We start from the raw sequence: 12,671 nt of genomic DNA on the forward strand, positions 1-12,671 counted from the left end.
GGATCAAAAAAAGCCCACGATGCGGGCATCACGGGCTTGAATGTTCAGTGCAATCCAAGTTCTCTACGCGCCGCCTAAATAGGCCTTCCTGACCTCAGGGTCTGCCAGCAACGCCTCCCCGCTTCCGCTCATGCGGATCTGACCGTTGACCATCACGTAAGCGCGATCGGAAAGTTTCAGAGCATGGTGTGCATTCTGTTCGACCAGAAAAATCGTCATACCGTTACGCGTCAGTTCACGCAGCGTCTGAAAAATTTGTTTGACGACGATCGGCGCCAGGCCAAGGCTCGGTTCATCCAGCAGCAGCAGTTTCGGACGACTCATCAGCGCCCGCGCAATCGCCAGCATTTGCTGTTCGCCACCGGACATGGTCATCGCCCGCTGCCTGCGCCGCTCTTTCAGACGCGGAAACAGTTCGAACATCGTTTGCAGATCCTCCGCCGCGTGTTTATTGCCAATAGGAATGGTGCCCATCAGCAGGTTTTCTTCGACGGTCATATCCGGAAAAACGCGACGCCCTTCCGGAGACTGCGCAATACCGGCGGAAGCAACAAAATGAGTAGATTTACGGCTGAGGTCTTCTCCGCGAAACAGAATCTGTCCGCTGCGGATACGCGGCTGACCGAATATCGACATCAGCAGCGTTGATTTTCCGGCGCCGTTCGCGCCGATCAGCGCCACGGTTTCCCCCTGTTCCACCTGCAGAGAGACCTGTCGCAGCGCCTGGATCGCACCGTAATAGACGTCAACGTCCCGAAACTCCAGCATCGCCTGGCTCATAGGCTGACCTCGTCTTCGTCAGCACCCAGATAGGCTGCGATGACTTTCTCATTGTTTACAATCTCCTGCGGCGAACCCCCGGCAATCACGTCGCCGTGGTCGAGCACAATGATGTGATCGGAAATCTCCATCACCATGCCCATATCATGTTCGATCAGCAGCACGGTGATGTCGTGATGGTCACGCAGGAAGCGGATAATTTTGCTCAGCGTGCGGGTTTCCACCGGATTTAACCCGGCGGCCGGTTCATCAAGACAAATCATTTCTGGCGCAGTGCACATAGCGCGGGCGATCTCCAGCCGCCGCTGCTGGCCGTAAGACATCTCCCCCGCCAGCCGGTTGGCGCAGTCCACCAGTTCCACCACTTCCAGCCAGTAAAACGCGCGATCCAACGCCTGATTCTCGGCACGGCGATAACCCGGCGTATTGAGTACTCCGGCAATCAGATTGCGGTTGGTTTGCATGTGCTGCGCCACCAGCAGGTTTTCCACCACCGACATTTCGCGAAACAGGCGGATATTCTGAAAGGTACGCGCCAGCCCGGCGCGGTTTACCAGATGCGTGCCGCCAAACATTTTGTAGAAAATTCGCCTGCCGAGCTGCGCCGGCTTCAGCCAGTCATCCGGCTGAAATTTCTGCCCGAGCACCTGAACAACGTTGGTCGGGCCTTGGCGCGTGTTGAGGGAAATCGTGCCGCCGGACGCTTTATAAAAACCGGTCAGGCAGTTAAACACCGTGGTTTTCCCTGCGCCGTTCGGGCCAATCAGAGCGGTGATCGAACCGCGCCTCACGTCGAGGCTGACATCGTTGAGCGCCCTGATACCGCCAAAATGCATCATCAGATGTTTAACACTGAGGATGCTGTCGTTCATAATCAGTGCATTCATGGCGCGACTCCTTTACGCACGGCAAATCCGCTGCGGCTGATGCGGATTAACCCACGCGGCCGCCAGATCATCATCACCACCATCAGCACGCCAAATAACAGCACGCGATATTCCGCAAAACTGCGCAGCAGCTCCGGCGCGACGGTCAGTACGAACGCCGCCAGCACTACGCCGATGGTTGAGCCCATACCGCCAAGCACCACAATGGCGAGGATCAGCGCGGATTCGAAAAAGGTAAACGATGTCGGATTTACGAAACCCTGATAGGTGGCGAAAAACACGCCAGCAATCCCGGCAGTTGAAGCACCGAGGGTGAACGCAGAGAGTTTGACCAGTACGTGATTAAGCCCCATCGCGCGGCAGGCGATTTCATCTTCCCGCAACGCTTCCCACGCACGGCCAATTGGCATGCGCGTCAGCCGATGTTTGATGAACAGCACCAGCAACACGACGAGAACCAGCACGGCGTAGATAAAAATAAACTTCATGTTAGGGTTGTATGTCAGATGGAAAAACTCGTGGAACGGCACGCCGCCCTCTTTCGCCCGCCGTCCGAATTCCAGCCCGAAAAATGTCGGCGCAGGCGCAGAGACGCCGTTTGGTCCGCCGGTAAACGACAACCAGTTAGTCAGCACCAGCCGGATGATCTCCCCAAAACCGAGCGTGACGATGGCCAGATAATCCCCGTGCATCCGTAGTACAGGGAACCCGAGCAGCGCACCGGCGAGTGCTGCCATCAGCGCCGCCAGCGGCAGCATCGACCAGAACCCGAGGCCAAGATACTGATAGCCGAGCGCCAGCCCGTAAGCTCCGATGGCGTAAAACGCTACGTACCCGAGATCTAAAAGTCCCGCCAGCCCGACCACAATATTCAGCCCGAGGCCGAGCAGTACGTATATCAGCCCTAAAATCGCCACGGTCAGAATGTACTTGGTGGCAACAAACGGAAAGAATATCGCCAGCACGATTAACAGCGGGAGCACCCAGCGCAGGCTGCTTTTATGCTCCACAGGTCGTACATACACGCCCGCACTTTCGCTTTCAAAGCGCGCCCGCATTTTTTGCCCGGCGGCAGTTTCCAGAAAGGCGCTGAGCAGAAAACGCCCGACCATTACCGCGGCAATAATCCACACCAGACGCTGGGAATGGAAGTTGAAGCTGTAGCCATCGAGCACCACGCCAACCACCGGCCCGAAGATAATCAGCGCGACCAGCCCGGCGAAAATGGCATCCAGCAGACAGCGTTTCAGCGAGAAGCCGCCATCAATAACAGCAGTTTGTGACGTCATGTTTTCTCCCTCACACTTTAGATACTACCGGACGACCCAGCAGGCCCTGAGGCCGGAAAATGAGGATCACCACCAGCAATCCGAAGGAGAACACATCTTTGTAATCCGAGTTCACCATGCCCGAGAACTGCGCTTCGGCGATGCCTAAAATCAGGCCGCCCAGCATCGCGCCCGGCAGCGAACCGATCCCACCCAGCACCGCCGCCGTAAAAGCTTTGATACCGATGATAAATCCGGCGTAAAAATCAAAAGTGCCGTAGTTTATGGTTACCAGCACGCCCGCCAGCCCGGCCATCGCCGCACCAATCATAAAGACCAGCGAGATGATGCGGTCGGTGTTGATGCCCAGAATCGATGCCATTTTTCTGTCCTGCTGCACCGCGCGACACATGCGCCCGAGTTTTGTGCTGCTGATAATCCACGACAGCACCAGCATCCCGACAAACGCCGCCACCAGAATGAACAGTTTGGTGTAGGTCATCTGCACGAAGCTGTCGCCAATGTGAAAACGCAGCGCGCCATCAAACAGGGTCGGGATCCCCTGTTGTCGCGGCCCCTGACTGATTTGTGCATAGTTTTGCAAAATGAGCGACATGCCGATCGCGGAGATCAGCGGCGCAAGGCGGGTGGAGTTTCGCAGCGGTTTGTAAGCGATGCGCTCAATCGCCCAGCCGTAAACGCCGGTCACCACGATGGTGAAGACCAGCGTGCCGAGGATCAGCAACGGAAATGAGTGCACCCCGAAGAAAGACAGCAGCGCCAGCGCGATGGCGCAGAGGTAAGCAGAGATCATATATACCTCGCCATGGGCGAAGTTGATCATCCCGATGATGCCGTAAACCATGGTGTAACCGATGGCGATCAGCCCGTACACCGCGCCCAGCGTGATGCCATTAAACAGCTGTTGCAGGAAGAATGAATCCATAAATATGCAGTCTCTGTTTGCGACCGCGTTCAACGGGAACGCGGTCTTTGGCTGATATGGTTATTCTTTCACTTCCTGGTATTTGCCCTTGTCATCCCATTTATAAACCACGTAATCGGAGACTTTCAGATCGCCTTTATTGTCCCAGGATTTTTTGCCCATCACGGTATCGACACTGTTGGCTTTCAGCCACGCACTGGCCTTGGCTGAATCAGTGCCGCCGGTGGCCTTGAATGCCGCAGCGATTGCCTGTACAGAAGCGTAAGAGTAAAGGGTGTAACCCTCCGGTTCGAACTTGTTGGCGCGGAACTTATCGATAACGGCTTTCCCTTCGGCAATCAGACGCGGGTCTTTGCCGAAAGTCATCAGGATGCCGTTGGTGTATTGCGGGCCGCCCGCTGCCGTCACCATTTCTTCATTGACGATGCAGTCACCGGAGAAGAACGTCGCCTGCACGCCCTGTTCACGCATCTGGCGTACTAACGGACCGGCTTCCGGATGGCAACCGCCGAAGAACACCACGTCAGGTTTCTGCGCGCTGATTTTGGTCACCAGCGCATTAAAATCTTTTTCGCCGCGCGACAACCCTTCGTACATCACTTCCTTCACGCCGCGTTTGTTGAGTGCCGCTTTGGTGGCATCCGCCAGCCCCTGACCGTAGGTGTCTTTATCGTGAATGATCACCACTTTTTTGGCTTTAAGTTTGTCGATGATGTAATCACTGGCCACCAGCCCCTGCTGATCGTCACGTCCGCACATGCGGAACATATCACTCATGCCGCGCTCGGTGATTTGCGGGTTGGTTGAGCCGGGAGTGATGGCAATTATTCCGGCGTCGTTATAGACCTCGGAAGCAGGCATGGTGGATGAGGAGCAGAAATGCCCGACCACCGCCTGCACTTTATCCTGATCGACTAAGCGGTTGGCGACGGCGACCGCCTGTTTCGGTTCGCAGGCGTCATCGCCCTGTACCAGTTTGATTTTTTCGCCGTTAATTCCGCCTGCGGCATTGATATCTTCGGCGGCCTGCGTTGCGCCGTGCCAGTACTGATCGCCATAGGTGGCGTTCGGGCCGGTGAACGGGCCTGCAACGCCAATCACAATATCTGCATGCGCGGAAAACGCCGTCGCCAGACAACCTGCCAGTAAAAGAGAAAGCGGATTTTTTATGAATTTCATCGACATCATCGTGTTCCTTAGTAGCCTGTTTGAGCAAAATGGTTTTAGTAAGAACGCCGGAGCGTGGTCTTAAATCCTGACGCTAAACACGAACAAAAAGCACTGAATGGAGTGGTTGAAATCTTCCCGGGGACGACTGCGGAGTTTCCTTACGGTTTTGCTAAAGGTGTAAACCTTAAGCAAAATTGCTGCCAGTGTTGCAATCTGTGACGCAATTGCAGTTGATGTTGAGTATAGAGCGCGTACAGCAACGCCCCGAAGCAAGTTGCAGAAATAACGGCGAGATCACACCGCACTGCGCTGGTGCTGAAAAGATTAAGAAAATAACCCTACCGGATTACCGTGCACCAAAATGACACGCCGAGATTTACCCGCGTCATCTCGCATAATTACGGTTAGTGACAGTTTTATCCTTTGCATGTTCTGGCGGGTTGTTTTGTAATGCGGGCAGAAGATTGCAAAGGGAAACGATCTAAAAATGAAGAAATTATCTTGCCTCACCGCCCTCGCGCTGGCCCTGACACTCACCGGCTGCGCCAGTGATTATGTGATAAACACCAAGGCCGGTGATCAGTTCTTCGCCCACGGCGAACCCGATCGCGACCGCGATACCGGCATGACCAGCTACACCGACATGAATGGTGATTATCATCTGATGAATACCAATGATATTGCGGGGATTGTGAAGAAATAGGTGTGGTTTGAGGGACGAAAAACACCATTAGCTGAGTAATCAGCTGATGGTGTTTTATTAATGAATATGAAAGTCCGCTTTGAGTTGTGAGTTCAACCGATGGATGCAACACACAGCACTTAGCAGATATGCTAACGGGACAAGATGTCCGCTTTGAGCGAGGAGCGGAAACAAATAGTGCGGCAAGAGGGTAGGAAATCTTGCTGTTTTTTTCAGGCCAGCCACGTGGTTCAGCTGGCCTTCATTTGAAACGTTGTTATACGGGAACGGATCAGGTCAGCGCGACCCTCACCTTTAGTCCAATAACGAGCGTGGCAAAAAACATTATGCAACCAGCGGTAATGAAAACCCCTGTTACTCCGCTGAAACCAAAGAGTAATCCTCCCAACGCAGCACCCGCAGCAATTGAGGACTGAACTGCTGCGACTACCATGCCGCCAGCAGTTTCAGCCTGATCGGGAACCGAACGCGCTACCCAGTTCGACCACGCAACGGGTACGCCACCAAATGCCATCCCCCACAACGCGACGAACAACATCAATCCGTTTTCCTCTAGTGGCAGCAAAATCATGCTTAATGCCGCTAAACCGACAAGCGCTGGCATGAGTATCAGGGTAAGACGCAGGCTTATCTCCATCAGCCACCCGGCCAGCAGAGTACCGATAAAATTAGCGATGCCAAATCCAAGCAGTACCAAAGACAAACGATCCACATCAATTTGGGCAATATTTTCAAGAGCCGGACGAATATAGGTAAACAACGCATACTGACCAGTATGGGCAATCACACACCCCGTCATTCCCATCGCAATGCCTGGGCGGCGGAGTAAATCTATGACAGATGCCGTTGCCATCATTTTACGCGGCGCCATTCGAGGAAGGGTGAACAGCTGAAAGAGCAGTGTCAGCACGCCTACTGCGGTGGCAGAGATAAAAGCACTACGCCAGCCATAAAGCCCCCCTAAATAGCTCCCCAGCGGGATCGAAACTACAGTACCGACAGCAATGCCACTAAAAATAATGGAGAGAGCACGCGGGACGCTTTTAGCAGGGACCAGCCGCATCGCGACGGCAGCAGCCATACTCCAGAAGCCTCCCAGCGCGATGCCCAGCAAAATGCGCATGACTAACAGAACAGCAAGACTGGATGAAAGTGCGACAAGCAGGTTGGAGGCAATCATCAGCACGGTAAAACTAAGCAAAACATTTCGGCGATTATAATTACGCGTCAGACGGGGAACCATCAGACCAGCAAACAGGGCTACCACAGCGGTTACCGTCACAGCCTGACCAGCAAGAGCTTCGGTCACCCCGAGATCGGCAGCCATGGGCGTCAACAGACTGGCAGGAAGATATTCTGCAGTCAGCAAGCCAAACACGCCCATCGTCAGTGAAATAACGGCCATCCATGCGGAATCTTTGGGTTCCGAACTTTCCAAACCAGCGGATACAGCTTCAGTTGCTTCATTTGTCATAACACCCTCTTCCTGGATTAAAAATTACAACGCCAAGTCTAGAGGTGAGCAACTGGACGATCTATGATGCCCTATCCTGATTTTTTACCCGAAACGCCGAATATGCCTGTGAATAAACATTTTACCCTCTCATCCGAGCTCATCAGTGAATTGCTGCTGGAAATGCGGCTGCGTGGTGTGCAGTATCGCCGTTTACAGACTGGCTCTGAGTTTGGCGTCGGTTTTAGCAATAGACCGGGACATGCCTATTTTCATTACATCGCTGTGGGTACTGCCCTGCTTCGCACACACGACGGTACGTTGCACGAACTGAAAGCCGGAAGCATGGTATTTATGCCGCAGGGTGAGGATCATCAGCTTGTATCGGATGTCAGCTGTTCATTTCAACATATCGATACGTTAGGCTCTGCTCCTTTAGGCGAGGCCGTCAGCGGAATCAATACTTGCCCGGGTTCGCATCCTACACCCAGCACGGTTCTATTTTATGGCTGTATGGAGTTCGATCTCTGTGGTATGCAGGGTCTTGGTAAACTGATGCCGCAAGCCATAGTGGTTGAGGCAAATGAACAGATCTATCCGGGGCTGGTTCCCATTCTGGGCGCGATGAAATTTGAAATCTGTTCCGGACGCGCTGGCTTCGCGGGCATTCTGGCACGCCTCGCAGAAGTGGCGGCTGCCATGATTGTGCGAGGATGGATCGAAAATGGCAGCGAAAACGCCGCTGGTCTGATCGCTGCCTTACGTGATCCGCGACTCGCCCGTGCAATTCTGGCCATTCATCGCGATACGGGTCGGGAGTGGTCTGTTGCTGAGCTTGCTGCCCAGTCGCATGTGTCACGTTCTGTTTTTGCTGAACGCTTCAAATCAATCATCGGCATACCTCCTCAGCGCTATGCAAGGGAGGTGCGAATGCGCATCGCAGGTCACTGGATTATTCACGAAAAGATCTCAATAGAGACCGTTGCTCTTCGCCTTGGCTATGCCTCACAAGCAGCGTTTAGCAGAGCTTTTAAGCGCATCAATGGATATCCGCCGGGCGCTATGCGTCAGCGACCCGTGAGAGGCGTTAATACAGTGAATGAGTGAATGTTGTCATTATCATTTACCGGACTCACTGTATAAGGCTGCTCTCAACATTAAAAACTGAGCGGGAACGGCTTTTCATCACTCAAGGTATCGCAATTACCTTAATGTCAGCTTCGTTTAACACGAGAGATTCATCAATGCGACGGAAGAACATCAGTGATTATCAGGCTTTTATTGCTGTTGCGCGCGAGAAAAGTTTCACTAAGGCAGCCGCCCAAATGGGCATCTCCCAATCTGCGCTGAGTTACACAATTAGAACTCTCGAAGCTCAACTGGGTCTGCGTCTGCTCACGCGAACGACCCGAAGTGTCTCTGTAACGGAAGCAGGGGAACGTCTGCTCAACCGCATCGGACCTCACTTTGACGAGATAGAAAATGAAATTACGGCACTTGGCGAATTGCGCGAAAAACCCTCTGGCACTATACGGATAACCGCTGTAGAGCATGCTGCAGAAACGCTTCTCTGGCCCAGGCTGGCTCCGCTACTTCTTGAATATCCTGATTTGAATATAGAGATCGTGAGCGAATACGGACTCAAGGATATTGTTGCTGAGCGTTACGACGCTGGCGTGAGGCTGGGAGAGCAGATTGATCAGGACATGATTTCCTTACCACTTGCGTCACATTCACAGTTTGCCGTGGTAGGCGCACCCTCTTACTTTTCCGGTAAAAAACTTCCGGTTACTCCTCGGGATCTCAGTACTCACAGTTGTATCCGGCTGAAGCTACCCACAGATAGTGGCTTTTACTCCTGGGAGTTTTACAAGGACGGCAGTGAAATCAACGTTCGTATCGAGGGCAGAGGCACCTTCAGCACCATAAATATGATGCGTCAGGCAGCTGTTGATGGACTGGGCCTTGCTTACCTGCCTGAAGACACAGTAGATACACTGATTAAGGAAGGCCAGTTGATTCAGGTTCTTGCTGACTGGTGCCCTCGTAGACCGGCTTATCATCTTTATTATCCCAGTCGCCGGCAGCATTCTCTGGCATTTACGTTAGTACTTGAAGCACTGCGCTACCACAAAGGCTGATATCCAGATTCCATGACACCATTAAGAAAGCTGCCTTCTAAGCTCATGCTAAATTAAGCATATTATCTCTTAATGGAGCCGGAAGTATGATGATTACTCACAGAGGACACTTACCCATCCTCTGTCTGAAGCCATCATGATCATACTGGAGGATATTAATAATGAGCAAAACTACAGGCGGACTCAGTCGCCGTAATTTAATTCTGGCGGGTTCGATTGCCTCTGCAGGGTTATTAATCGCGACGAAAGCATCTGCTTCACTTGCCCCTACGCCAAGGGCAACGGGAACAATGACGCATGTAGAAGGTATTACTGTCCAAAGTGTCATGTTTAAAAATAATGAAATCATGATGTCCGGTAATATCTATCTTCCTAAAGAATTCAGCGAAAATCGCAAGTATGCCGCAATCGTTGTGGTTCATCCCGGCGGCGGTGTTAAAGAACAAACAGCCGGACTTTACGCCTTGAAACTGGCGGGCGAAGGATTTGTCACTCTGGCTTTTGACGCCTCCCATCAGGGGGCAAGCGGCGGGTTGCCCCGCTTCGTAGATGATCCAATGAAACGTGTCGTTGATTTCTACAGTGCTGTGGATTACCTGACTACCCTACCTTATGTAGATAATGCACGAATTGGTGCATTAGGCGTCTGCGCTGGCAGCGGTATTACGGTAAAAGCTTCCATGACTGAACGCCGTATAAAAGCGCTGGCAACTGTTAGTGCGGTCGATGTGGGTGCCGCGACACGTAAGGGCTGGGAAGGCACTACACCAGAGTCCGAACTTATTCCAACACTCGAGGCTGTGGCCAAACAACGTCAGGCGGAAGCCTCAGGCGGCGCGACCGTTTACGTCAACTATGTACCTAAAATCGGTGATACATCTGCGCCCCGAGACCTTCAGGAAGCGGCCGACTACTATCTGACTGCCCGAGGCCGCTACCCAACGTCAACCAATCAGATGTTGATGACAAGTATCAGTACACTCGCCTCTTTCACAGGCTTTGAAGGGGCTGACACTTACATCACTCAACCCCTTCTAATGGTGGCGGGTAGCGAAGCCGGCTCACTTTGGCACAGTCAACATTTGAACAACCGTGCCGCATCGAAGCAAAAAGAGCTCTTTATCATTCCCGGTGCGACACACATGGACCTCTATGATGGTCAGGGTGCAATCAAAGCGGTCCAAAAACTCGCCCCTTTCTTCCGTAGTCAATTGGCATGACATTCATTTTAAGAAAGTCTCTGACTACCCGTTCCTGATCCCCGATTTTAATGAGATATCCTTATGACAGATAAAAAAGTATGGCTGATCACCGGCGCAGGTCGTGGTTTGGGCCTTAATCTTGCCAGGGCAGCACTGGCTGCCGGACATATTGTTATTGCCACTGGCCGCGACCCGGCCAAGGTGACCCGTGCGCTAGGCCAACACGACTCGCTGCTGATTTTAAAACTCGATATCACCTGTTTCGAGGATGCTGAAATAGCGGTTGCCGTTGCGATACAGACATTCGGGAAAATTGACGTTCTGGTTAATAATGCCGGGAACTTTTTTGCCGGATTTTTTGAGGAACTTAGCCAAACGCAGGTACGCAACCAGATAGATACCCTCCTCTTTGGCCCAATGAACGTCACACGGGCGGTATTACCGGAAATGAGAAGCCAGAAACAAGGTCTGATTATTACGTTGTCTTCAACGGCCGGCATCGGCGGTATCGCTTTTTGCAGTGCCTATTGTGCCGCTAAATTTGGTGTTGAGGGCTGGATGGAATCATTGGCACTGGAGGTAAAAAAATTTGGTATTAAGAGCATGCTTGTTGAGCCCGGATTTTTCCGTACAGAGTTGTTATCCAATGATTCAACTCAGTATGCCGAACTCTCAATCAATGATTATGCCGACGATACCCGGGCGACAAAAACAGCGTGGCAGAGCATGGACGGAAAGCAGGGAGGCGATCCCCAAAAACTGTCCGAGGCACTGATTCAGCTTGCTGAACTTGAACACCCACCGGCGCGTTTTGCGGCCGGAGCTGACGCGGTAGACACTTTTGAAGCAAAAGCGAAAATTCTTAATGATCAAGCTAATGCCTTACGTGAATTATCTTCTTCACTCTCTCTAGATACAGATTGATTACGGGTTATTGATTAGGGGCCGCTAAAGTGGCTCCTTAAATCGAGATGCGTTTTCGAGGTCAATACCGATGAGCGTAACGTTTTGCATGATGGTCCCCTTCAGAAAGAAAAACACCCTGTCAGCGTACCGCTCACAGGGTGGGGGTGACCATCTTATTAAACCGGGCGAAAGCCCGGTTTACATTTCCAGCGCTGGCAGAAATCAGATGCCCTGCTCGGCAATATCCATCGCGAAATAGGTCAGGATGATGTCTGCACCCGCACGCTTGATTGCACCAAGACTTTCACGCACCACGGCGCGCTCATCAATAGCACCGGCCTGTGCGCCAAATTTTATCATCGCGTATTCACCGCTGACCTGATACGCCGCCAGTGGCAGACGTGAGGCTTCGCGAATGTCGCGGATGATATCGAGATAAGCGCCCGCCGGTTTGACCATCAGCGCATCCGCGCCTTCCTGCTCATCGAGCAAAGATTCACGCACCGCCTCGCGGCGGTTCATCGGGTTCATCTGGTATTGCTTGCGGTTGCCTTTCAGCACGCTGCCGCCTGCTTCACGAAAAGGTCCGTAGAGCGATGACGCGAATTTAGTGGAGTAGGCCATGATCGAGGTGTCGATGAAACCGGCATCGTCGAGCGCGCTGCGGATGGCTTGCACCTGACCGTCCTGTGCGGCGGAAGGGGCGATAAAATCAGCACCGGCGGCAGCGGCAACTACCGCCTGTCGGCCAAGGTTTTTCAGCGTGGCATCGTTATCTACGCCGTGATCGTGCAATACGCCGCAGTGACCGTGCGAGGTATACTCGCAGAAGCAGGTGTCGGACATCACAATCATCTCCGGCACGGTGTCTTTGCAGATGCGCGCCATACGGGCGACCAGACCGTTTTCGTTCCAGGTGTCGCTGCCGGTAGCATCCATGTGATGCGAAATACCGAAGGTCATCACCGAACGGATACCGGCGCGGGCATAGCGTTCGATTTCAAACGCCAGACGGGATTCGGGAATACGAAGCACACCGGGCATGGCTTCGATGGGTACGTATTCAGAGGTTTCTTCTTCTACGAAAATCGGCAGTACCAGATCATTCACGCTAAATTCAGTTTCCTGAAAAAGGCTGCGCATGGATTCGGACTGTCTCAGGCGGCGAAGGCGTGAGCTCGGGAACTGATTCGACATGAAAACTCCTAGAAATTA

12 protein-coding genes are annotated in these 12,671 nt (G+C 52.8%); 5 read left to right on the plus strand and 7 right to left on the minus strand.

What is annotated here, in order from left to right; all coding sequences use genetic code 11:
• Window positions 1-63: 63 nt before the first annotated feature.
• The 5 genes from GE278_12480 to GE278_12500 are packed head-to-tail and all read right to left on the minus strand — an operon-like array spanning window position 64 to window position 5,066.
• Window positions 64-780, minus strand: a complete 717-nt coding sequence (locus tag GE278_12480; GenBank protein QLK61536.1) for an ATP-binding cassette domain-containing protein — start codon at window positions 778-780, stop codon at window positions 64-66.
• Window positions 777-1,667, minus strand: a complete 891-nt coding sequence (locus tag GE278_12485) for an ATP-binding cassette domain-containing protein (protein QLK61537.1) — start codon at window positions 1,665-1,667, stop codon at window positions 777-779. Before GE278_12485 ends, GE278_12480 begins: the two co-directional genes overlap by 4 nt.
• Window positions 1,664-2,956 (minus strand): high-affinity branched-chain amino acid ABC transporter permease LivM, encoded by a 1,293-nt coding sequence (gene livM, locus GE278_12490; protein QLK61538.1) that lies wholly within the window; start codon window positions 2,954-2,956, stop codon window positions 1,664-1,666. Before livM ends, GE278_12485 begins: the two co-directional genes overlap by 4 nt.
• 10 nt (window positions 2,957-2,966) lie before the next feature.
• The gene (locus GE278_12495; protein ID QLK61539.1) at window positions 2,967-3,881 is read right to left on the minus strand and encodes a branched-chain amino acid ABC transporter permease LivH; all 915 of its coding nucleotides are present in this window, start codon (window positions 3,879-3,881) and stop codon (window positions 2,967-2,969) included.
• A 60-nt stretch (window positions 3,882-3,941) separates the two neighbouring features.
• The gene (locus tag GE278_12500) at window positions 3,942-5,066 is read right to left on the minus strand and encodes an ABC transporter substrate-binding protein (GenBank protein ID QLK61540.1); all 1,125 of its coding nucleotides are present in this window, start codon (window positions 5,064-5,066) and stop codon (window positions 3,942-3,944) included.
• A gap of 472 nt (window positions 5,067-5,538) precedes the next feature.
• Between GE278_12500 and GE278_12505 the strand changes: the two genes are divergently transcribed.
• Window positions 5,539-5,754, plus strand: a complete 216-nt coding sequence (locus GE278_12505) for a YgdI/YgdR family lipoprotein (protein ID QLK61541.1) — start codon at window positions 5,539-5,541, stop codon at window positions 5,752-5,754.
• A 271-nt stretch (window positions 5,755-6,025) separates the two neighbouring features.
• On the opposite strand, the gene GE278_12510 is transcribed toward GE278_12505, so the two are convergent.
• Window positions 6,026-7,228: an MFS transporter gene (locus GE278_12510; GenBank protein ID QLK61542.1), complete on the minus strand. Its 1,203-nt coding sequence runs from the start codon at window positions 7,226-7,228 to the stop codon at window positions 6,026-6,028.
• Between the two features lie 63 nt (window positions 7,229-7,291).
• On the opposite strand from GE278_12510, the gene GE278_12515 reads away from it, so the two are divergent.
• From GE278_12515 to GE278_12530, 4 genes are all read left to right on the plus strand, one after another.
• The gene (locus GE278_12515) at window positions 7,292-8,314 is read left to right on the plus strand and encodes a helix-turn-helix domain-containing protein (GenBank protein QLK61543.1); all 1,023 of its coding nucleotides are present in this window, start codon (window positions 7,292-7,294) and stop codon (window positions 8,312-8,314) included.
• Between the two features lie 137 nt (window positions 8,315-8,451).
• Window positions 8,452-9,348, plus strand: a complete 897-nt coding sequence (locus GE278_12520; GenBank protein QLK63283.1) for a LysR family transcriptional regulator — start codon at window positions 8,452-8,454, stop codon at window positions 9,346-9,348.
• Between the two features lie 290 nt (window positions 9,349-9,638).
• Entirely contained in the window at window positions 9,639-10,568 is a 930-nt protein-coding gene (locus GE278_12525) for an alpha/beta hydrolase (GenBank protein QLK63284.1), read from the plus strand.
• 63 nt (window positions 10,569-10,631) lie between these two features.
• On the plus strand, window positions 10,632-11,474 hold the full coding sequence (locus tag GE278_12530; GenBank protein QLK61544.1) for an SDR family NAD(P)-dependent oxidoreductase: 843 nt from the start codon (window positions 10,632-10,634) through the stop codon (window positions 11,472-11,474).
• A gap of 204 nt (window positions 11,475-11,678) precedes the next feature.
• On the opposite strand, the gene hemB is transcribed toward GE278_12530, so the two are convergent.
• Entirely contained in the window at window positions 11,679-12,653 is a 975-nt protein-coding gene (hemB, locus tag GE278_12535; protein ID QLK61545.1) for a porphobilinogen synthase, read from the minus strand.
• Window positions 12,654-12,671 lie beyond the last annotated feature (18 nt).

This window comes from Enterobacteriaceae bacterium Kacie_13, assembly GCA_013457415.1.
Taxonomy (GTDB): Bacteria; Pseudomonadota; Gammaproteobacteria; order Enterobacterales; family Enterobacteriaceae; genus Rahnella.